General features: G+C 39.1%; 24 protein-coding genes. 11 read left to right on the forward strand and 13 right to left on the reverse strand.

The window, feature by feature from the left end; all coding sequences use genetic code 11:
* Positions 1–346: 346 nt before the first annotated feature.
* Positions 347–3,763, forward strand: coding sequence for an autotransporter outer membrane beta-barrel domain-containing protein (locus ACY3ZI_RS18470; protein WP_487375646.1), 3,417 nt, complete (start codon positions 347–349; stop codon positions 3,761–3,763).
* Between the two features lie 90 nt (positions 3,764–3,853).
* Here the strand turns inward: ACY3ZI_RS18470 and ACY3ZI_RS18475 are convergent, their stop codons facing one another.
* Both ACY3ZI_RS18475 and ACY3ZI_RS18480 read right to left on the reverse strand, forming a co-directional pair.
* Positions 3,854–5,230: a rhodanese-like domain-containing protein gene (locus ACY3ZI_RS18475; RefSeq protein WP_487375647.1), complete on the reverse strand. Its 1,377-nt coding sequence runs from the start codon at positions 5,228–5,230 to the stop codon at positions 3,854–3,856.
* 8 nt (positions 5,231–5,238) lie between these two features.
* Positions 5,239–6,231, reverse strand: coding sequence for a YeeE/YedE family protein (locus tag ACY3ZI_RS18480; RefSeq protein ID WP_487375648.1), 993 nt, complete (start codon positions 6,229–6,231; stop codon positions 5,239–5,241).
* 498 nt (positions 6,232–6,729) lie between these two features.
* Here ACY3ZI_RS18480 and ACY3ZI_RS18485 point away from each other — a divergent pair, with 498 nt between their 5' ends.
* The 5 genes from ACY3ZI_RS18485 to ACY3ZI_RS18505 all read left to right on the forward strand — a co-directional run bounded on the left by ACY3ZI_RS18485 (position 6,730) and on the right by ACY3ZI_RS18505 (position 10,682).
* The gene (locus tag ACY3ZI_RS18485; RefSeq protein WP_487375649.1) at positions 6,730–7,566 is read left to right on the forward strand and encodes an HNH endonuclease; all 837 of its coding nucleotides are present in this window, start codon (positions 6,730–6,732) and stop codon (positions 7,564–7,566) included.
* A complete protein-coding gene (locus tag ACY3ZI_RS18490) occupies positions 7,563–7,964 on the forward strand; it encodes a (deoxy)nucleoside triphosphate pyrophosphohydrolase (RefSeq protein WP_211886906.1) in 402 nt (133 codons plus the stop codon). Before ACY3ZI_RS18485 ends, ACY3ZI_RS18490 begins: the two co-directional genes overlap by 4 nt.
* 98 nt (positions 7,965–8,062) lie before the next feature.
* The gene (locus ACY3ZI_RS18495; RefSeq protein WP_336431247.1) at positions 8,063–8,977 is read left to right on the forward strand and encodes a PAAR domain-containing protein; all 915 of its coding nucleotides are present in this window, start codon (positions 8,063–8,065) and stop codon (positions 8,975–8,977) included.
* Positions 8,964–9,413, forward strand: a complete 450-nt coding sequence (locus tag ACY3ZI_RS18500; RefSeq protein ID WP_108478872.1) for a hypothetical protein — start codon at positions 8,964–8,966, stop codon at positions 9,411–9,413. The genes ACY3ZI_RS18495 and ACY3ZI_RS18500 overlap by 14 nt, the downstream gene beginning before the upstream one ends.
* A 912-nt stretch (positions 9,414–10,325) precedes the next feature.
* Entirely contained in the window at positions 10,326–10,682 is a 357-nt protein-coding gene (locus ACY3ZI_RS18505) for a cell envelope integrity TolA C-terminal domain-containing protein (RefSeq protein WP_211886904.1), read from the forward strand.
* A 508-nt stretch (positions 10,683–11,190) separates the two neighbouring features.
* On the opposite strand, the gene ACY3ZI_RS18510 is transcribed toward ACY3ZI_RS18505, so the two are convergent.
* From ACY3ZI_RS18510 to ACY3ZI_RS18560, 11 genes are all read right to left on the reverse strand, one after another.
* Positions 11,191–11,583 carry a hypothetical protein gene (locus ACY3ZI_RS18510; RefSeq protein ID WP_487375650.1) on the reverse strand — a complete coding sequence of 131 codons (393 nt, stop codon included), beginning with the start codon at positions 11,581–11,583 and terminating at the stop codon, positions 11,191–11,193.
* Between the two features lie 344 nt (positions 11,584–11,927).
* Positions 11,928–12,374 (reverse strand): IrmA family protein, encoded by a 447-nt coding sequence (locus ACY3ZI_RS18515; RefSeq protein ID WP_487375651.1) that lies wholly within the window; start codon positions 12,372–12,374, stop codon positions 11,928–11,930.
* A gap of 76 nt (positions 12,375–12,450) precedes the next feature.
* Positions 12,451–13,017 carry a hypothetical protein gene (locus tag ACY3ZI_RS18520; RefSeq protein ID WP_487375652.1) on the reverse strand — a complete coding sequence of 189 codons (567 nt, stop codon included), beginning with the start codon at positions 13,015–13,017 and terminating at the stop codon, positions 12,451–12,453.
* Between the two features lie 46 nt (positions 13,018–13,063).
* Positions 13,064–13,276, reverse strand: coding sequence for a transposase (locus ACY3ZI_RS18525; protein WP_487375653.1), 213 nt, complete (start codon positions 13,274–13,276; stop codon positions 13,064–13,066).
* 11 nt (positions 13,277–13,287) lie between these two features.
* The gene (locus tag ACY3ZI_RS18530) at positions 13,288–13,437 is read right to left on the reverse strand and encodes a hypothetical protein (RefSeq protein ID WP_487375654.1); all 150 of its coding nucleotides are present in this window, start codon (positions 13,435–13,437) and stop codon (positions 13,288–13,290) included.
* Between the two features lie 127 nt (positions 13,438–13,564).
* Positions 13,565–14,299 carry an outer membrane protein gene (locus tag ACY3ZI_RS18535; RefSeq protein ID WP_487375655.1) on the reverse strand — a complete coding sequence of 245 codons (735 nt, stop codon included), beginning with the start codon at positions 14,297–14,299 and terminating at the stop codon, positions 13,565–13,567.
* Positions 14,300–14,651: 352 nt separating this feature from the next.
* Entirely contained in the window at positions 14,652–14,837 is a 186-nt protein-coding gene (locus ACY3ZI_RS18540; RefSeq protein WP_487375656.1) for a hypothetical protein, read from the reverse strand.
* A gap of 42 nt (positions 14,838–14,879) precedes the next feature.
* Positions 14,880–15,716 carry a DUF932 domain-containing protein gene (locus ACY3ZI_RS18545; RefSeq protein WP_487375657.1) on the reverse strand — a complete coding sequence of 279 codons (837 nt, stop codon included), beginning with the start codon at positions 15,714–15,716 and terminating at the stop codon, positions 14,880–14,882.
* A 14-nt stretch (positions 15,717–15,730) separates the two neighbouring features.
* A complete protein-coding gene (locus ACY3ZI_RS18550; protein ID WP_487375658.1) occupies positions 15,731–16,156 on the reverse strand; it encodes an antirestriction protein in 426 nt (141 codons plus the stop codon).
* 91 nt (positions 16,157–16,247) lie between these two features.
* Entirely contained in the window at positions 16,248–17,120 is an 873-nt protein-coding gene (locus ACY3ZI_RS18555) for a GTPase family protein (RefSeq protein ID WP_487375659.1), read from the reverse strand.
* 58 nt (positions 17,121–17,178) lie between these two features.
* Positions 17,179–18,111 (reverse strand): hypothetical protein, encoded by a 933-nt coding sequence (locus ACY3ZI_RS18560; protein ID WP_487375660.1) that lies wholly within the window; start codon positions 18,109–18,111, stop codon positions 17,179–17,181.
* Between the two features lie 460 nt (positions 18,112–18,571).
* Between ACY3ZI_RS18560 and ACY3ZI_RS18565 the strand changes: the two genes are divergently transcribed.
* The 5 genes from ACY3ZI_RS18565 (at position 18,572) to ACY3ZI_RS18585 (ending at position 22,758) form a co-directional block, all read left to right on the forward strand.
* On the forward strand, positions 18,572–19,159 hold the full coding sequence (locus tag ACY3ZI_RS18565; protein ID WP_487375661.1) for an inovirus Gp2 family protein: 588 nt from the start codon (positions 18,572–18,574) through the stop codon (positions 19,157–19,159).
* A 105-nt stretch (positions 19,160–19,264) separates the two neighbouring features.
* Positions 19,265–19,474, forward strand: coding sequence for a helix-turn-helix transcriptional regulator (locus ACY3ZI_RS18570; RefSeq protein ID WP_487375662.1), 210 nt, complete (start codon positions 19,265–19,267; stop codon positions 19,472–19,474).
* Positions 19,475–19,545: 71 nt separating this feature from the next.
* Positions 19,546–20,121 (forward strand): hypothetical protein, encoded by a 576-nt coding sequence (locus ACY3ZI_RS18575; RefSeq protein ID WP_487375663.1) that lies wholly within the window; start codon positions 19,546–19,548, stop codon positions 20,119–20,121.
* Between the two features lie 826 nt (positions 20,122–20,947).
* On the forward strand, positions 20,948–21,847 hold the full coding sequence (locus ACY3ZI_RS18580; protein WP_487375664.1) for a helix-turn-helix transcriptional regulator: 900 nt from the start codon (positions 20,948–20,950) through the stop codon (positions 21,845–21,847).
* Positions 21,844–22,758, forward strand: coding sequence for a dynamin family protein (locus ACY3ZI_RS18585; RefSeq protein WP_487375665.1), 915 nt, complete (start codon positions 21,844–21,846; stop codon positions 22,756–22,758). Before ACY3ZI_RS18580 ends, ACY3ZI_RS18585 begins: the two co-directional genes overlap by 4 nt.
* Positions 22,759–22,760: the final 2 nt, after the last annotated feature.

Raw genomic sequence — 22,760 nt, forward strand, 5'->3', positions numbered from 1 at the left:
TGGAAAATAATAACCAGCTTGATTATAGTTCTCGAAATTATAGTTCTAATACAAAATAGGTATTTTTTATACCTATTATAGTTATTCGAATTATAAATTAGACACACAGTTCCAACCGATAACATTGTCATTAACTTTTCCACTTAATAGTCAAATTTAGATAACTTTATTAAAGGCTAAAAAAAATTCACCCATAAAATCAATGCTCATTAATTTAACAATAAGAGCTTAAAAATAATTTAAATATTCCCGTAACTGCATCAGTAGCCTAACAGCTCGCTGGGCATCATTACACTGCTAATAACTTGATTTAATTTTTAAAATTAAACGTCAAGGATGGTTTCACATGAAAAATAAAAAACGCTATTATCCAGTAAATTATCTTTTTTTACTTATAATGGCTTCAACAGGTCATGCTGCCACCATTACAAATGGTGAAGTCAAAGAGTTAGATGATAAAAATGAAATTTTAGATCTTGAAGATTTACATATAAGAAATGGAAAAGTTTTTGTTAAATCTGGAACGCTAGAAACCAATAGCACAGTTATCACTGATTATTTTGGAGAATCTGGAAGTGTCACGGTTTCAGGAAGCGATGCTATCTGGAATAACAAAAACACCTTGAATCTTGGTGTCATCAGCATTCATAACAGATACACAAAAACCCCCTCGCAATCAGGTATTGATATTCTTAATGGCGCTCAAGTTTATACCGATAAATTTTCTATGGGCAATTATCGGGGCACCAATCTTGACGAGAAAGCGCAATATACCTTAAATGTCGATGGCAAAGGTTCCATCTTAAAAGTTAATCAAGATTTAACAGCCTCCTCATTTGATAGTAATCGATTCCCAATCGGCATTGTCACAATCAATATCGATAATGACGGTGTTATTGAAGCTGAAAATGTCGTCATACATGATATGAACATAAACTATGACGGAGCATCCCTAAAAACGGTTTTAAATATCAAAAATAACGGATTATTAAACGTTCAAGAAGACGTTTACTTTGCCAAAAACTTTGGAAATGCCGAACCAGATACCCCCAGTGAACTGAATATTTTGTCTGGCGGTAAAATTAAAGCGAAAAACTTCCATGCCGGTGTACATAAAGTGTGGAGTGATAATTCCCCTGTCTCCCTATTAATTTCCGGTCAAGGCTCCTCCATTGATGTGGCTGAAGATTTTACTACTGGAGGAAATTTACGAAGCTTATTAACTGTCGAAGATGGCGCTGAAATAAACGCTAAAAATATCACTTTGGGTACGGGAGAGTCCGCAACGGTTGACCCTTACGATATCAACACGCCGCATCCAACCGTAATCGTGACTGGCGAGCAATCAAAAATCACCGCTCAAAACCACCTCATCTTAGGGGATAACGTCAACCATGAAATCACCATTGCAGACGGTGGCTTGGTCTCTGCCGAAGAGATAACTCTCGGTAAAACAAAGCTTCTTCCAAGTATTCTAGGAAGAAGTACCCTTAACCTGCTGGCTGGCGGGAACGTCACCACCCAAAAAATCAACTTAAACAAAGACAGTAATTACTTCAATGCCGTTATTTATCATGGTGATGGTGGTCTAGCGGGAGAATTAAATACCGAGAGTATCGAAGGCTTTACTGGCAAGAATAACTACCAGTTTGATGGCGATAAACTCCCTATGCAGGCGGGATTAGTGTTCAATTATCAAAATGATAATGATTTTGCCCCGAATCTGATTAATACCATCAATGTGGTGAAAAACAATACCAATACCATCACGTTTGCAGGAGATAACAACCTGCATGGTGGCATTGTGGTTATCAACGATGGTGCGTTAAAAGCAGGCAATCAAAACGCCTTTGGAAGCCGTGTCGATGTTAAAAACTTCAGCCAGTTTGACCTCAATGGATTTGGCCAAAAAATTTCATCACTGGATAACCGTGGAGTCGTTAAGCTTTCAAGGGACAACCAAACACAAACGCATTTGAATATTCTTAATGGTTATAAGGCTGATAATGGCTCTCTCTATTTCAATACTGAACTGGGTGGGGATGATTCAAAAACAGATAAATTAATCATCTATGGTGATAGCACCGGTAATACCACGGTTTATGTGAATAATATTTATGGAAAAGGCGCACAAACTGAAAAAGGCATTGAACTGATTACCGTTGCAGGTCGCTCCCTTGGGGAGTTTAAGCAAAGCGGACGTATTGTTGCAGGCGCTTATGATTACACGCTACTGCGCGGTGGCTATATTCCAGGTACGAATTATAAAAACTGGTATTTGACCAGTTTTTATGTGGAGCCGCCAGTTGACCCTGTCGACCCTATTGACCCCGTTGACCCCGTTGACCCCGTTGACCCTATTGACCCTGTTGACCCTGTTGATCCTGTCGACCCTATTGACCCCGTTGACCCTATTGACCCTGTTGATCCTGTCGACCCTGTTGACCCTGTTGACCCCGTTGACCCTGTCGACCCTGTCGACCCCGTTGACCCCGTTGACCCCGTTGACCCTGTTGACCCTGTTGACCCTGTTGACCCTGTTGACCCTGTTGACCCTGTTGACCCTGTTGACCCTGTTGACCCTGTTGACCCTGTTGACCCTGTTGACCCTGTTGACCCTGTTGACCCTGTTGACCCTGTTGACCCTGTTGACCCTGTTGACCCTGTTGACCCTGTTGACCCTGTTGACCCTGTTGACCCTGTTGACCCTGTTGACCCTGTTGAACCTGTTGACCCTGTTGACCCTGTTGACCCCGTTAAACCTGTTGACCCTGTTAAACCACCACCTCGGCCAGAAGTGGGGACTTACATCAGTAATATGCAAGCGGCCAATACCCTATTTGATCTGCGACTGCATGACCGTTTGGGCGAGACTCAGTACACCGATGCGTTAACGGGCGAAACCAAAGTAACCTCGATGTGGTTACGCAATGTGGGTGGCTTTAATCGTTCCCAAGTGGCGCAAGGGCCACTCAATACACGGGATAACCGTTACGTTATCCAATTAGGTGGCGATGTTGCCGATTGGTCGACCGATGGGCTTAATCGTTATCATGTAGGTGTGATGGCAGGATACGCTCACCAGAACAGCAAAACCAAAAACCACCGTAATGGCTATGATTCCAAAGGTAATACAAGTGGTTACAGCGTAGGGCTGTACGGTACTTGGTATGCGAATGAAGCTGATAAGTCTGGGTTGTATGTCGATACTTGGGCGCAGTATAACTGGTTTGATCATGAGGTTAACGGTCATCAACTTGCCACCGAGAAATATAAATCCCGAGGCATGACGGCTTCTGTAGAGTCCGGTTATACCTTCAAAATGGGGGAATACACCACCAATGAGATGGTCAATACTTTCTATCTGCAACCTAAAGCACAAGTGACGTGGCAAGGTGTGAAAGCGAATGACCATACCGAAGCGAATGGCACCCTCGTCAGTAGCAGCGGAGAGAACAATATTCGTACGCGCCTGGGATTACGGGCTTACCTACATGGCCACAATGCCATTGATGAAGGTAAAGGTCGTAACTTTGAGCCGTTTGTCGAAACTAACTGGATTTATAACAGCAAACAGTATGGCGTGAAGATGAATGGCGAGCAGTTTAATGTTGCCGGCACCCGCAATATTGGGGAAGTAAAAATCGGTATTGAAGGCCAGATTAACTCGAACTTGAACTTGTGGGGGAACGTTTCTCAGCAGCTCGGCGATTCCGGCTACAGTGATACTCAAGCGGTGTTTGGCATTAAGTATATGTACTAGTTTAATTTCGTATTTGTAGCATATAAAAAGGCGGCTTGTATCTGTGTGAATGCAAGCCGCTTTCATTTGTGTGTGTAACCAGAGGCCTGATTAGCTTTTACAAGATTGTCCCGGCTTTTTCACGATTTCGCCAAAGTCATTCAATGCGCTTGGCTTGGTGATTTTACTCTGCGCATTATTGAGCACTGGTAATTCAGGATCCATTTGCCATGCATTCCAGCCACCATCATAGATCTGGCTATTTTCCCATCCCGCCATTTGAGTCATAAACCATGAAACACTGGCTCTCCACCCTGTACCACAATAAAAAGCAACGTGGTCTGATGGCTCAATGCCTTGCGTTTTCCAAAGGGCAAATATCTCTTCTGGGTTACGTAACGTGCCGTCAGGATCATAATAGTCAGACATATCGTTCGCGTTTTTACCGCCGAATCCCCAGATAGCCCCAGCAGGCTCGCCTTTACGTGGAATATAATCATATCCCGTAATTTTCCCAGTATATTCATCCCAAGTACGATTACTGATTAGCTTTAATCCCGCTTGTTGGGCTTGTATTGCTTCCGCAGGCATAGAAATGTTGACCTGAGGATTTGCCGGAATAGATGTTCCAAAATCCGTAATCGGTACAGGTATATTCATCACGGTTTCTGTTGGTAGCTCCGCATCAACCCAGACATTTAAACCGCCATTAAGAAAGCGGACATCTTCCACACCCGCCCATTTTAATGCCCATAATACGCGTAATGCTGCCATCTGGTTTTCAGAATAAACCACCACTGGCGTATCCTTACGGATGCCATTTTTCAATAGGTTATGTTCAATCACATCCGGTTCGGATAGATTCCATACTGGTCCATTTTCAATCCAGTCGGTATTAAAATGGTAGGCACCTTTAATATGAGTAGAATACGATTTTGACTGCTCCGCATCCCCCCAAGAGACTTCAAAAATGACAGGCTTTTGGTCACTGGTATAGCTTTCTGGTTTTTCTCCCTTCAGCGCTGCATTAATCCAACTTGGTGAAACACTCATCCAATAATTGGGATATTTATCCATTGGATAATCTGCATTGGCATATTTAATGAACTCTTTAAATGCGAGTACCTTATAACCTTTAGCCGCAAATTCCGCGGTGACACGCTCTAAATCATCGAGATTGCTATCATAGAAAACCAGTGTTTTTTCTTTGGTAATTCCTTTTTCTTCCACGAAGTGAGTAAACTTATCTTCATCAATAAAGTCCAGCCAGCCCGTCGTAAATTGCATAGCGCCTTGTATATGACCACCACGCGCAGCGTCTTTATCTTTAAAACCAAAAAATAGGCTATCTGGTCGGGTATCGATAATAAGATAATCTGGATTATTTAGATTCTTCGATAACTCATCAATACTAATATCTTTTACTACGGTCTGACCACAGCCCGACAACCAAACCGATAATAATAAAATGGCTAATTTTGCCTTCATTTTTTTTCCTATATTCTGCACTGTGTCGGTCTGATGAAATAACTTGTGAGCCAAACACCGGCCATCACCATAAATGTTGAGATCCACCCCTGCCAAGAGAAATAGGCGGTTGCCACCAGTGAGTTAGTGACGGTGCATCCTCCCGCTAGTGTTGCCCCTATTCCCATCACAACTCCACCCATTAGGCGTTTCACAACCGTTTTCCCGTCAGGGGGCAATGTTAATGCAAACTCACCTCGGAGCTTGGCGCTGATCATGGAGCCTGCCAAAATACCAATAACAAATAAGGTTCCCCAATTAAGGTAACGCTGCTGACCAGTGACGAGATATTGAACCACATTCGCAGAAGGCACTGAGATCCCAAAACCAAAATTACGTCCACTTTCCGCACTCAAATACCAAGCAATAATCCCGAGGATCCCAATAAATACCGCTGTTAAGTTAAGGGGCAATTGCTTATATTTTCCTAATGGCGGAGGTGAATAGCGCGGGTGGTGATGCTGATAAATCAGTAAGCCAATCGTGACGATAATTAATATCGCAACCAGATACCACGGAGAGATGTTCAATGTTTTATCGATGGTATCAATCTGTGCTGGGTGGGTTAATAACGGGTCAATCCAATGCTTTAAACTTCCTTTCCAAGCGGATGCCATCGTGACAATAAACGCAAATAATGCGAGCCATGTTCCTGTTAACCCTTCACCAGAGCGGAACCAAGCCCCACTACCGCAGCACCCCGCTAATACCATGCCTACACCAAATAAAAAGCCACCGATGATTGTGGCAGTAACGGGTAATGTGCCTTCTGGCATCGTTATCAGCCCCATTGATTGCAAAGCAAAAAAGCCAATCGCTTGAATAGAGATAGCAATCAATAGTGCCGTAAGAAAACGCGTATTTCTCTGATAAACAATATTTCTGAAGCCAGAAACAAAGCAAAATTGTCCTGACTGGAGTAGCGCGCCAAAAAGTAGACCAATAAATAAGCCACTAATCATGGACTAGCCCCTGTGGTAACGTAATAAGCTGCATAGGTATTTCTCAGTAGTTATTTTAGAAATCAGAAGAATCAATAACGAGCTTGAGAGAGTCGTCTTAGCGCGATATTTTAATACTTCACAGATTTTCCTATGATAGCGCTTAATGAATATGGTTGAAGCTTGTTAACTTGTTTTGCATCAATTTTAGAAGGGAAAAGTACAGATCGGTGATATTTCAGCCAACGCGATTTCAATCAAGGGACTAGGGTCTCTACTTATAAACCTCTATTTATAAATAGAGTATTCACCTTAATTTAAACCCGATAATACAGTTACAATAACTTTGAAAGGAAAAAGCTTTTCATATACCCAAAGGCGTTAAGATATTCTGCAAAATTAAACATACACATTATTCCAATGCTCAACTATCACCTGTAAAGTATGAAAGTTAATTGAGCTAGTAATTATTCAAGATTTGTTAATTCTGAATATGCTAAGAAGGGAGTAAAAAATATTGTGTATAAATATAATGATCTAAAAATAGGCACAAAACTTAACAACGCAGAGCTCTGTGAAATATTTGGATGTAGCCCCCAAGGCGGTATGCGTCGTGCACACAAAACAAATACTTTAATTATTATCTCAAATCACATCAAATCTATCTACGATAACCGATGGTCCAACAATGTACTTCATTATACCGGCATGGGTACTAAAGGTGATCAAAGCCTAAGCTTCCAACAAAATAAAACTTTGGCAGAATCAGGAAATAACGGAGTTTCCATTCACCTATTTGAGGTATTTAAAGACCAAGAGTACACCTATATGGGTGAAGTTGTTCTTGACGGCGCTCCATATCAAGAAACACAACCTGATGAGCAAGGAAAGCTTAGAAAAGTATATATCTTCCCGTTGACACTAGTTTCAGGCGAACGGCAAGTTCAGCAAAAAGATCGAGACAACATAGATAATATTAGAACTCACAAAGCAAAAAAATTATCTATCGAGGAGCTTCAAAAATTAGCCACTGGAAGTGGAAAAGTAGCGACTTGTTATCAGCAGCAATCGACAAATTATGAGAGAAATATTTGGGTCGCTGACTTGGCTAAAAGATTAGCGAAAGGACAATGTCAGCTTTGTCTTCAACCCGCTCCGTTTAAAAATACTAAAGGCGAGCCTTATCTGGAAACACATCATATCGTTTGGCTTTCCAAAGGTGGTGATGATACATGTGAAAATACCGTAGCCCTATGCCCTAACTGCCACAAGAAAATGCATATCGTTAATAATGACGAAGATATTGAGACTCTAAAAAACCGAAATAAAGAATTATTAGAAGCGAACAACCAATGATCAGGAAGCATATTGAAGTCGTCGCTGCTGTGCTGAAAAATGAAGATAAGTTTCTAGCCGTGCAAAGGGGCTTCTCGAAGCTAGATTATATTAGCCATAAATGGGAGTTCCCTGGCGGCAAAGTAGAAGTCGGTGAAACACTTGTCGCTGCAATTATTCGAGAACTAAATGAAGAGTTAAAAATTACAGTTACCGACCCAACGTTTTTATTAACTATCGAACATAGCTACCCTGACTTTGATATCACAATGCATTGCTTTGTAATTGAATTACCAAATAGAACGGTAGAACTTACAGAACATATTGATTCTCGCTGGCTTTCTAAAGAAAAGTTAAAGGATGTAGATTGGGCATCCGCTGATATTCCTGCGGTAGAAACACTCTTAGCAACATTTTGAGTGTATTTATTCCGAATCATAAAAAATAGCTTGTTAATTGCCGATTGATAATCAACAATCTCATTTCACTTAAGTTAACCAAAGGAATGGTGATAAACATGGCAATAGGCTATTTTTTGCGAGTAGGTGATAAAACAACGTGTGGCGGTCAGATTTTAACTGGTGACAATACCTTTATATTTCATGGAAGATCCGCTGCACGTCAAGGCGATCTGGTTACCTGCGGAAAGCATTCTGGGACATACAACATACTTGGTGGCGTTAGCAATGTATGGGGTAATGGTCGAATGATGGCAGGAACACTGGATAGCTTTAGCTCCTGCCCATGCAAAGCAAGGCTAATAAACTCCATCACTGATTGCTACAGTAAAGATGATGAGCCAGCCCAAGCAAGATCTTTCGTTGAAATTGAACAAAAGCAGTTAATAACAACACCTAAGCCATCATCAACTGTTAATAATGTTTTTAATAATACTCACAATGTACCAGTAATCACCTCAAATTCACCTATCAACGAAGCATTTATAAAAGATCCAATTAATATCTATGTGATGATAGCTATAGACTGGGAAGGACATATCGGGCTTATTATTGGTGATGGAGAAGACGCCATACTTTATGATCCAGGAGGCTCATATACAGGCTGCTATAATCGACGCTGTGAAGATGGCGCACCAACTCATAGGGGATCGAATGACCAATTTCCTTATCCAATGTGGGAGTGGAATGATTATTTATTCTATCACCTTGCAAGTGGGCCAAATGTCTCTATAGTTCAATTTACTATACCGAAAAAACAAGCCGACCATTTAATACAAATCATAGATGAGATGGGAGGTGTTTTTCCTGGTTTCTGTGCTGCAAAAATATCTGAAGCTTTGAGGGCAAGTGGAGGTATATTCAGTAAGCTACCAACTGTTGCATACATGAGATGGCCAAGTACTTTCAAAAGTGAATTGATGGATCTATATTTTCCAAGCCGAGAATGGTGGAAGCTAAATGGCGCTTATTAAAAAGAGAAATATCGCATCCTACATTGCTTACTGTCTAGGCATTATCTTTTTCTATCTTGAATCCGTTAAAGGTATTTTTTTTAAAATATTCCCTAAACCAGGACGATTTTGGCAATATGATGATCATTTAAGCTTACTCACGGATATGCTATGTATTACCTTAATTGTCTTGCTCATTATGCTTTGTATAAGAAAATTTCCGAATAAGCATTTTATATTTATTATTCTGCCCTATTTTCTATCAATCATCTCTTGGTATTACATCAACATTCTACCTGATCCTGATTTGGGAAAGAAACTAGGAACAACAACGGGTGTTTGGGGAGCGCTATTTATTACTCAATATATAATGCATGGTGTTTGGTTAATCCCATTGATTGCATACCCTGCGGATTTTTCTTTCCGTAAACTCATAAAACAATGTAATGAAAACTAAATTTAACTTAATTAAGGGTTCTAATAACTATATAGCGTTTTGCTTAGGCATTCTTGTTTTCTACCTAACAATGGTAAAACAAGTTTTTTTTACGTTTTTTCGACAAGTTGATAATTTTGCCTTAATCCATCAGAACTTAGAAATGTTAACGTTTGTATTTATTGGCTTGGCAATTTTTATGTCCATTCTTTTGTTCTTCCATAAAACAATTAATAAACATATTACATTTTTACTGCTGCCATATTTACTATCTGTCATGACATGGCTCTATACAAATTACATTCCCAGTGTTAAATTTTATAGAAAACTCAGTAGCTACGGTGAGTTTGAAGCTATTTTTATAGTATCCTACATAATCTATGGTGTGTGGTTAATACCACTAACAGATTACACTTTTAGTTTCTTACTTCGTAAATTAGAAAAAAAACATGGGCTTCAGTGATATAAGATGCCTACTAAAATATCCTATATCTCATTATCTTTAGGTATTTTATTTTATTACCTTGAAATGGTTCATGAGTTTTTTTTCAGGCTGTATCCGAAAGCAATGAATACAGTGCCTATATTTCAACATCAAACCTTATTGAGTATCATTTTTGCTATTTACCTTTTATCTATAGCCCCCTTATTCTTTTTATACATTAAAAATAAAATGAATAATGGCTATCGTTTTTTATTTTACATAGTTCTACCGTACATACTGTCGGTAATCACTTGGTACATCAATATTTATATTGCTAGTCCAAATCAATTTTCCAGTATAGGTTCAACCACTGGAGTATTTGGTCACATATTTATGACATCTTATGTAATACATGGTGTATTTTTAATTCCTATAGTCGCATATGCAGCTGATTTTTTACTTCGTAAGATGTTGAAGTAAATTATTTTTATTAAATATAGATCGATTAAATGATCATTAATTTGAAAAATTACATTCTTTTTTTTGCCATTCTTTTTCCTGCTTATTTAAACTCAGCCTCAGCTAATAAGCATCCAATGGATATTTATGCTTCAAATTTAAAAAAATCTATTCAGAGTCGGTTTTATGATGTAGACCTTTATAAGGGAAAAGAGTGTGAAATTAAGGTCAATCTCGATAATGACGGCAAATTGATTTCAGCTATTGCCCATGATAAAAATAGTAATAATGACAAAAAGCTTTGCATTCGAGGTATAGAGCTAATTGAAAATACTAAATTTCCACCTACCCCAGAAGATAACTTAACATCAGATAAAAATGTGTTTTTTATTATTCTTCGTCCATAGGAATTATTCTATTGAGTAGGATATTGGTAGCTCGACCTTAACTACTATCGAAATATCCGCACATCTATCATCATTAACAATAATTACTTGATTCTTAAATTTGATAGATGAAAAAACAAAAGAAAAAACCAACAACTCACAAATTCTAGACATAAAAAAAGACGCCTTAAGCGTCTGATTTTTGGTGCGAAGGCCGGACTCGTACATAAAACTTAACCTCATGATCTAAATTAAAATATTAAAGTATAAATTTATTTATACCAACGTATGTACCAACAGATGAAATTCTTACTTTTTCTGATGGTTATCCAATTCAGGTAATTGTTATTCTAGTAAGCTGACCAACATCACTAACTTTAACATGGTATTATTGCATTGTACCCTGTAAGAGACCTTATTTAAGTAAAGTATTTTACTCTTTCTCGGAATCATTAAATCACTTAGGCATGGAACTCCCATCTATAGGTAATCTTATATATCTATCATCACCAAGTTCATCCTTGATACATCACAACTCTTCAAAACCCCACTCTTCATCTCTATCAGAAAAATATACTGTGTATTTATCAATATGGAAGCCCAAGTATCTTTCTTGAGGTTCTGAAATTTCCAATTGACCGCAATGTGCTGAGACTCTCCACTCATAATCAGTAGAAATATCCAGAGCTAACACCATGAAATTTGAAATCCACCGTAAAACTAATGATAATACGATTGTAGCAGCAGCCAAAAGAAGCACTGTAGTTATGAAGCAACTTCCCTTCAATTTACCAGCCATTTTCAAAAAGAATATATACAAAAGCGGCTGAAAAACTAAAAATAAAATAAATACCATAGATGAGAATGTCCATATTAACTCAAGAAATGGTGAATTAGTTATATCCATATTACTTATTTTCATGAAAAAACTAACTGCTATAGCGCTTACAACAAAATATATTATATATATTACTAATAAAATAAAAAACCAAAATCTAGAAATGAATACCCCATTTTAAAACACAGGATACAGAAAGGTATAATTATTATAAATAAATGCCAGAATAACATTTTCGTATTTAAATGGGAAACTAAAATTAACGATAAGAAAATTAAAGATCAATAATAATAAAAACACAATTAGATAAATATTTTCTTTTATTTCTTTAAATATTTTCATGTAATCCTTTTATCTTCAATATGCTAAATTAATAAACCTTATAGTTTGAGAGTAATGCTGACGAAACCATCACCATTACTAACATATCATTTTCCTGCTACCGAAACCTTAGCTAACTCTGGATTATTAGCCTCAAAGATAGATAGTGGTAATTCAACCTTATGACCATTCTGATCTTCCACTGCTTTAACGACCTCAAACTCACCAATGTCTTCGCAAGGGATTTCTAATCCTGTAAATGTAGTTCGGGTGGCACTAGAATCACCAAAGGGGTCAACTTCCAGTACCGTATCCCCTAATACTTTTCCTTGTCCACCTTTCATTCGCAGCGTTATCTCAAGCGCGCCAAATTCAGCGTGGTCTAAAACCATATGGTTACCGCCATTATCAAGGGTAAATGAGTAACCACAGTCACCTTGATTAATAAAATTTGAGCTTGTATGCGTAATACTCGCATAGCGTTGTTCTTCTGCTATGGCCGATGTGCTTAATGCTAAAATACCCGCAGCAACAAATAAATTAATTTTGTTCATAAGTTACCTTTTATCAAATTTTTCATTGTGTTAATCATGAAGAAATAAAAGGGCACACAGTTGTGCCCAAACGAGGTTATGATTTTTTCTCTTTTTGCTTAACTTTTTGATATTCTTCATCAGAAAGGTGACCGTATTTGGTCATTCTTTCATAAGCTTCCATATCCGTTTTCACACCACCTTGGCTGCGGTCTTTCTCTTTCCAACGTGGACGTTTTTTGCCTGATAGTTCTTTTTGCATACTCCAGTAACCTATAGGATACTGGGCCACGACCGTTCCGCCAACACCAATGTCCACAGTAGAGTATTGACCATTATTAATGGTTCCTTTTTGGACATAGGCGTTAGGGCTACATGTGCCCGTGTCTCGCTGTTGCCAGAAACCGTCTGTTCTTGCCACAATATAAAAATCACCAAACGCACAGCCTGATGCGGATTTATGATTTAAAACAGCCACATAATGCGGTGTAGAACCGACAATTTTACAGGTGCTATTTTGATTGCCACACACTTGCCATAATGTTTTACCGCTATCGTTTTTATATTCCCAGATAGTATTCGCAGGCGGTTTGTTTGCTGCAAACGCCGAGCTACAAGCCAATAAGGCAATCGGTAAGAGGAGTGTATTAAGGGGATATTTCATGAGGATTCCTTGATAGAAAATCAGGACCGAATTCGGTCCTGAGTCATTATTTTTGACGTTGTCTTAAAATTGCCCTGGCGAGGCGTTTATCTGCTTCGGTGGTGCGGCTAAAATAGCCGTTGTCTTGTGTGATGCGAATGAGTTCATCATCACTTTGATTTTTCATCTTCTGCTGCTTATCATTAAACGCGACGGCTTCATTAAATGCACTGACCGCTCCTGATTTGGCGAGTGCCCCGACTTTCTTCCAAAAGCTCATGATTGTCCTCCTTATAAATAACCGTTGTCTTTACCCCATTCACACCCACAATCACGGCACATCCAACCATTTCCCCAAGGGATAATGTCATCGGAGGAGCCACAATCAGGGCAACGTTGTCCTACGTGATAATGAAACTGTGTTATTGTCTTAATTTTCATGATGATTTTCCTTTCAATTAATTGAATTTATGGCATTACGTGTTGAGCCGTTCATGAGTAATGCAGAAGTATAGGTAGCAAAATACCTTGTTCTGTATTTCCGTTAGGCATAAATCATGTTGTCAAGTTAGAAACGGTAAGTCAGACCAAGCAGGATATCGTTGGCCTTCACGTTGACTTTTGAGGTGTTTTCCCCATCGCCCACCGCTGTCGTGATGTCGGCTTTTCCGGCATCTAAATAGCGATAACTCAGACCCATATCCCAATCGTCATTGATGGCATAGTTCATCCCCGCACCGACACTCCAGGCAAAGTTATTGGCGGTATGCGTGTGAGTATCATGCGAAGAGAGCCCTGGGGTATAAGCATCAGCGCGGGTGGTTTTAAAATCCACGGCCGCATAGCCTAGCCCTACAGAGATATACGGCGTGAAATCTGAGTTATTTTTAATGTCGTAATACCCATTGACCATTAACGTATTGAGTTTGATTTGGTTTTTAATATCACGAGTTTGATGGACACCGTTACGCACACGGTCGCGGATGTTGTAGGTTGCTTTTGCTTTATCACGCGCCATAAATTCCAATTCAGCGCGGACAGGGATATCAAATTGATTGGCAAAGTCGTAGCCCAAGGCAAGTCCACCGCCAAATACACCCGTGCGATGGCTCTCCCCATTTTTTGTGCCGTTATCACCTGCATCAGCATAGCCGCTGTAGACAAATTGTTGGCCTGACATCTGCACAATGGATGCGCCCATTTTGCCGGTGACGTAGAGCCCGGTTTTACTGTCATCCGAGTTAGCGAATGCCGGTAATGCAACGCACCCCATTAGGGCTGAAACAATAAACGCTTTTTTCATGAGTGATTTCCTTTTAATCAATATCACATTAAGTGTGGTTGAGTGGCGTTATGTCAGAGGGGGGGCGAATGATTTGACTCAATCACCTTGATATCACTGACATAAAGACAATTTAGCGTGAGATAGTTTAACTTAATCGATCTGTTTTACCTATCAATAAATAGAATACGATCGGTAATATCGATCAATACTATCAATAACCCCTTATCGATCGGCGAAACCGATCAATTGATTGTGGAGAGGGGAATAGAGAGACTATTCGTGGGACAGTAAGCATGTAGGGTAAGCGTTAAAGATAACCTTGGGGGTTAGCTTTAGTGATGTGTGTTACGCTTATTTGGTGTGTTGAAATCTAACGGTTTTCTTTGGCTTCATTTAATCGCGTAAAACCCAATTCAGTGAGTATCCACCGTTGTGAGATATGCCATTGGATTAAGCCCTTCTTCTCCAATGAGAGCAATGTTCTTTGATTACAGAGTAGACTGTAATTAAGCTTAACATTGGCTAACGTTTTTCGTTGCCGTTCAGAGAGTTTCATGGTGTTCACTCCAGATTAAGCCCTGTTTATGTTGCACTGTGGCTATAAGCGTTCACGCCCCGAAAAATGCGAGTGCATTTGTTCTGTCAGTACCCATAACGCTTTATTGAGTTTGATGTCGCCATCAATGCCATTTACAGAACGCGTGCGAGCACGCTTTCCTTTTGCATTTCGACCGGATAATCCGCCTTTGATTAAATTTTCCTGTAAACGTTGGTAGACGGTCCACAAATCGTCTTTCTTATCTTCAAAACGACGAGGTTGTAACACTTGGGTTTCGGTGATGGGGTGATGCTCTTCACCATAACGGTACGTTAACGCGGCTTGGGCAAAGATATGTTGCGCTGAAGAGGGCAACATTAATGATTGCATTTGCTCACGTTTATCGGCAATCGCCTCGAAGGTCTCTAATACTTCATAAGCGCCTTCAATGACTTTATCCACCACATTCCCTTTATGCGGCACTCTGACCTCGCCAAAGCTATCCCCGCAAACCAGCCCATTTGCACAAACGTATCGAAAAAAGCCCGGTAACATTTGATAACTGCTGGAGCCATCATGGCTATTGAGTAAGATAATTTCAGGGACTTGGCTGCCTGTGATTTGGTCATGACGGCGCAATCGAAGCATATGCTTGGTGTGCTCTCGGCGGCTGATATCGCGGACACGCGTTTGGCAAGCAAAGAACGGAGTGAAGCCCTCTTTTTGCAGACTATCTAACAAGGTAATAGTTGGGATGTAGCAATATCGCTCACTTCGGGAATCGTGTTTATCTTCTGAAAATACGCTCGGTACAGTTCGGTATAATTCATCGGTGGTGAGTGGGCGGTCACGACGAATACTGTTGGCTGAACCAAAGCGTGAAGCTAATCGAGTCATGGTGGTACTCCTAATTAATCAATTAAATAGAAAATAGCGGCAGATTCTGCATGCTCTGCGGCATAGTCACGGAGTTGATAAAAGCGGTCGCACATCAGGTCACTTTCGGTTTTAAATGACCAAATGCTGTAGAGAATAAGGCAGACGGCAATGCCAGCAGCTTCACAACTAACCTGTGCTTTATGCCCATTATGGGTATTGAATAGGGTGAGGGGGTTATTGTTTAAGTCAGGGTAAATAAAGGCGCCACCATTGGATAAGGTACAATATTCCCAATACCCGCCATGGTAGTCATCACAAAGCTGCCCCATTGTGGTAAATATCACCACTTCAAACGTGGCCCAGCCTTTCACGTCACCAAAATGGTGGAGCCAAAAATCAAGACGTTGTTCATCGGGGACGAGTGTCATTGCAACAGTATATTCAGTTGTATTAGTCATCAGTTGGAACTCCAATAAAAAGAAATAAAAAAGCGCCAGTCCTTTACAGGACTGACGCTGAGAGTGATAAATAAGGAATTAACGTAGGAGGTTAAAAGAATAGGCTCCACAGGGATTTAGCAACGGATACGATGCTGTTTTTGACGGTGCTGAACGTATGTTTTATCAGTGGAGGTAATGGAATGATATCGATTAAGGTATCAACAATATCACTAACACATTGTCCAAAATCGTTACGTGCTGAATTTTCCACGGATTTCGTCCGATAAGTGTTGTTCAGTTGCCTAGCTACCCCGCTACTGGCTTGTGCTGGTAACGCCTGTATTAATTGCTTTGCTAACTCAGTGAGTTGATAGTTTTCGACAGCAGAAACCGTCATCACAGGATGATGTGGCTTAAAGGCGGTTACTACGGCTTGTTGCTTCAGTTCCAAGTTAACCATTTGTTCTGAGGATGGCTGGTGGTTGTGTTCATCCCACTGGCGACAGGGCTCTATTTTGTCGGCTTGGTTCAGCACAAATAGAAAGCGACTTGGTTGATAACCGCATTGCTCAGTTAAAAAGTGGTAGCACTGCTCGTCTGATGACCATGCTCTGTCATCAGCTTTGAGAACCCAGATGGTTAAATCCATCTCTGGCAGTAAGTTACGGTAGAGCTGGTGGTACTCTTTATCTCGTTCGATGCTTTCACCTACACCGGGTAAATCTATAAAGGTGAGTGTATGGTTGTTCATCGTCATACTGAAGCGTTTGGCTTGTCGTGTACAGCCGGAGACATCACTCACAGGCGATAGTTGGGATTGGAATAGTGCGTTAATAAGACTGGATTTGCCTGCTCCTGTTTTACCTATCAGACCAATGGTGGGGGAGTAGTTGATGAGTTGACTGAGTTGGTTAAAAAATGGCGTTTTAAATGAAAAGGGAAAGGCTGCGATAGCCTTCTCCAATTCAGTGTGTTGATTCATACAAACTCCTTGAAAATAAATTTATTATTCAAGGTAATAATATATATTTGAAATTATTTTAATTTTTCTTTTCAACTAACATTATGAGTTCTTCAAGTGGATCTCGTGGCAGATCAATTTGCTCAATCATCGCCTCGATAATTTCGTTAATATTTTTATTATGATTTTTAGCTATTTTTTTTAATTTTAACATTGATGATTTGGAAATATACGTATTCAGCACAGCCTTATCTTTAACGCCATCACGATATTTTTTTTGGCTCCATGCTTTCTTGGTTTGAGATAAAAAAAACTTTACACGTTCTACGCTTGAAGTGATAGCCCAAGAATCAAAACAGGAAACAATGGCTTTCCAATCATTATTTTTAATAAGAACATTAACATCATCAGCAGCAGCAATATTTTCGCGTATCATCCTCTCTGCTATCCATTTTAATGCTTCAGTTTTTTTTGACAAAAATGAAAAAGGCTCTGGATATTCTTTGGCAATAGATGACGCTTTATCTTTCATGTAAAAAACTGTCGCATTAAAATCTTTAGGGGGCATAACTAAAACTATAAAATCCAAAAAACAAACAATATAATGAAAAGGTATATTTTTACCCATTATTGGAATCAAATTTAAAGGTGAATAATTATACACTCCAGTCATAATTGATTTATAATCATTTTCTATAAGGTGTTTATTATACGATTTCATGAGAAAGTTTAAGATAAAATATGATATTCTTTCATCTCTTAAAAAAGATAGTTGTTCTATTGGAATGATTTTTCTCTCTACCTCTCTTAAATAATAATCAACATTTTTAAATCTACCCCTGACATGCTGATTTAACTCACTAAATAATGTATTCACATTTTTATTTTTTGCCTCAAATATCATTTTATAAAGATCATTAATTGACAGTGTTTTTTCTGAAAGCATACAGAATAAGACAGCATAATATTGCCTTAAATCCAAATAATTATCATTTACATCTATATTAACCATACATTCTCTCCATGTAGTAATCTATGTATACTTTTACGTAGTATTTTGCGTAGTATTTTACGTAGTATTTTACGTAGTATTTATAGTGATTTTATATCATGTAAAACCTTGGTTTTATGTGCTGGAAGTCACTATAATCGTGTAAATGCTTATTAAAAATAGCCATAATATTTGCATAAGTTAATATCAGAGTAGATCTATCTGAAAAAGGGGCGTTCATTTTTTGTTCAAAATCGCTCTGTCACGGTCATCGGTGATGAGATAGAGAAGAGCTTTGCCGTGTTGGTATAGTATTATCTTAATAAAGAAAACCTATCCCATAACCACACCTAAAAGATTAAACATTACCCTGTCACTGACTCACTCATCCATATGCTCGTCATTTAGCTAAAGTGTGAATTCTTATTTTTAACAACACCCATATCTAGATATGAAATAAAACCAACCAAAGGTATCAATCATGTCTAGTTACACCTACAATGAGCATTACATTCAAAAGATAAACCACACCATCCGTAAATCTCTCCTAACACATAATCGTGTTATTGCTATTCGAGTGGACTTGAGATTTCCTTCATCAAATATATTTCACTTAGATGATTCCAATGTCATCACTCGATTTTTTGAATCGTTAAAAGCCAAAATAAATGCTGACCTAAAACGTAAAAGTAAAATATGGAAACGCAATTATTCATGTTCATTATTTTATGTATGGGTCAGAGAGTTTGGTAAGATAAGCAACAAAAAACATTACCATGTCCTTTTACTATTAAATAAAGATGTCTATTTTTTCCTAGGTAATTTTATTAAAACCGAAGGGACTCTCTATGCATTAATACAGCAGGCATGGTGTAGTGCTATTGGTGTGAATTACCCTACTGAACGTTATTTAGTACATATCCCAGAAAAAGCCATAACGTGTCTGGATAATAATAAACCCGACAATGAACGGATGATATTTGAATTAAATCAGCGTTGTCGTTACTTAGCCAAAGAACATACAAAATATTATGGTGATGGCGAGCGTTCTTTCGGATGCAGCCGTTAATCTACCAATAAAAAACATGAAGGGGATATCTTTTGGAAGAGAGATATCCCTAAACACCTATCGATATCCCTTCTGCCTTTTAACGTTAAAGACAGGAGTTCAATAATGCACATGCAAACAATTCCCCTATTAGATGACCAATTTGTTGATATGAAATTTATAACCCATTTAACTGGATTAACGGATAAATGGTTTTATAAATTGATCCAAGATGGCGAGTTTCCCAAACCTATCAAGCTGGGACGTAGCTCCCGCTGGTTAAAGAGCGAAGTTGAGCAATGGCTGCAAGCGCGTCTTGTGGCTTCTCGGTGTTAACCTTTTCGAAGTCAACGTATTCAATTTAAAACATATTTGTTGTATGAATTAATTTATGGAGTACCCAGAGTATGAAAAAGCTGCCCGCTCGTTATGAAGAGTTACTGAGTTATTATCAACGTTGGTTAAATGGGTATACGAAGTTGTCCATTTGCCAGGGGATGTGTCATTCACTCATTCAAAACAGTCACTATTTGATGGTGTCGTATATTCGTTTTTCGAGTCATGAAGCCTGCCAGGTGGCGGTTATTCCTGCTCGTCTCTATCGACTGGTGTATGGCAATGCCTACCCTGACAAGCTCACCGAAGAAGAGGATTTAAACCTGAGTTTTCATATTGATGAACGGCTATTACGCTACCACCCTATGCTGGAAGGTATACTCCTCAGTGAATGTGTGCGTCTTAAACAGCACTCCTTTGCGAACAAGTTAATCAGTTTATTTCAGCAATTTAATGATCCGGAAATACGCCCGAAATTGGTGTGGTTATGTTGGTATGATTTGCTGTTAGGGTCACCGTTAGACGATTGGAATCATACACTTAAGTTGAAATCCAAAGAACAACTTCTGGAATGGTTGATTGATAGGCAAGCTGAAAATTGGGGATTAACAAGTATCATGGATGAATATGTATTGTTCAGTCGATAAGCATGCTAAAGGGATATGGAGGATCAAAAGGATTAATATCGTTAACGCGTGCCACTCACTGTGTGTTGATATCCTTTCTCATGACAAATCTCATATCTGATAACGCTATGTTTTCACTTCAGACACTTTTGTCATTGCCTTGCGGATGGCAATCAATCAGGCAAACTGATCCCACTGTTATATGTACAATCGTGCTCAGTAGCTTAAGTCATGCTGTTATCAAGGGTAATGAATCCACTAACATGAAAATACTCCTAAGTTGCATAATACCCACCTCTTATCTGCTATTGACAGGGGACGCATAACTCTATATGTGAGTATTCATATCTATTTATTTTAAATAGATAAAAAATATTGCTAGGTTTCTTCGCTCTGCCTATAATTCAAACCATTTATTTAAGATAAGTTGCTTATATTGTTTGATGTGAAAGCGAGTTTTTCGTCGTCTTTATGGCCTGTGAGGACGGATTTGCTTTGGAATAATTTACCATTTTACCTTATAAGCCTTAGTTTACGGCTAAGGGCGAGCATAAAACACAATATCCCATTAAGCATTTATGCCGTGCGATGAAGCTCAGCCGTTCAACCGTTTTATACTTGGCAAAAGCGCCCAGTTAAGCCACTGTTAGTGGAAACCTAGTCTTACAAAATAATCAATAACTTTGGTTTTCTTTTCTGTGTGATATTGATCTGTGTGATATTGAGCAAAATCATTAATTCTAAAATTAATCAGGAAAAATGAAAATTAAAGTTTCCAAGGGACACAACCTGTCTCAACCTTTGTGTAATATATGCGATATTCTTTAAAGTATTCGACCTAAATTTTATGAAAAGCAACATTCTTGCAAACCGTTTAGCCGAAATTACCGCCATGGCTTATGCTGGACAGGCACTAAATATTGCTGAATTGGCTGAAAAATTTCATGTCAGTACGAAAACAATTTACCGGGATTTTAACCGTTTACGTTCTATTCTCGACCGTTGTCCAAACACAGGAAATTACCTGCTTTCGGCATCTGCTCGGAGCCAATATAACGAACAAGATCTTGTTCGCTTGGTTGATGATCTTGGGCTGAAAAAAGCACTTCCACTTAAAGCTGCTCAGTTTCTTCGCAGTTTTATTAATGACTCAACCAGCGATTGTTATCACTTTCAAGAGCAACCTCTTGAGGCTGACTTTATTTCTTCGCTTCATAAAACCTTTGAAGCTGCGATTAAAAATCGAAGAAACGTTAGCTTCTTATACAAAGATAAGTCTCGGATGGTTTCACCATATCTCATGGTTTACAGCCATGGCAGTTGGTACTTAGCAGCAACTTCAGAAGGCATACTCAAGACTTTCTCACTTGCTCGTATTAAGTTCATATGCGTCCAAAAAGAGTGCTTTGACTATGAGCCATCGATTGTTGAGAAAATTAAAGGACAAGACACCATTTGGTTTGGGCAACCCATTTTTAACGTCACTCTTGAAGTGTCGCGCGACGTTGCATTTTACTTTGAACGTAAAGCACTTCTGCCAAAACAAAAAATCATTGAAAAACGTCAGGATGGAACTCTCGTTATTTCATCTTCAGCATGGAATTACAATCAAATAGCGCCAATTATTCAATATTGGATACCTAATATTCGAGTTATCTCTCCGTGTGAGCTCGATACATACATACGCAAAAATCTTAGGTCTTGGTTAGATCAGGTAAGCATCGAAACGGAAAACGAAATGTTATGAAGACCCCCCAAAAATTCATACTCTTTGCGGCATCTATGAGTGCGGGAAAATCCTCTGTAATTAATGCCCTTATTGGTAAAGAGTTACTACCCACAGGCAACGAGGCGACGACCGCTAAAGTTGCTCGCATAATTGTAACCGTGAATACTAAATCTAGTGTAAAAGCTTATTGCCACACAGGAAGCGTTGTTGAAACAAGTAACATCCTATGCCCTGAGCAAATCAGGCTATGGAACCGATCAGACAAAATCGCAAGTATTGATATAGCCGTTCAGGTCTCAGGGAGAATACTACCTTCAATGCTGGCAGGGTACACATTAATTGATACTCCGGGAGCCAATAACAGCATGGATGTTAGCCATAAAGAACAGTTTATTAATGCCGTAAAGGCTTACCCGGCAAGCCCAATTCTTTTCGTGCTAAATGCAACACAGCTCGGTACCAATGATGACGCAGAGATCATTCGTACCATTCGTGAAATAAATCCAAAACAGACTGTGATCTTTGCGCTAAACAAAGTCGATGAATTGGACGAAGAAAAAGGTGAAACCGCCAAACATTATGTAGCTTTAGCGCGCAAATATCTGGAAGGATTCGGTTACAATAAAGCCCAAATTATACCTCTGATGGCACAGTCAGCCTTGATAGCAAAAAAATTACTGAATAACGTTGAACTGCGGCGCACAGAGCAAAATATCCTTAGAGCTGAATTAGAGCGTTTTCGAGAAAACCCTTTCCACTTCAGAAGTGCAGCAGTATGCGTACCACAAGTGTTGAAGAAAAATGTGCGAAGAAGGCTCGTAAAAATATCAAAAGGAAAAATTCCTGCGATGAGTAAAGAAGAGCTGCATGCCTTTATTGACTACACCGGCTTAAGTACGGTGAACGCTCTCATCATGGGCGCAGTATAAAT

This window comes from Providencia sp. LY12 (assembly GCF_057621555.1).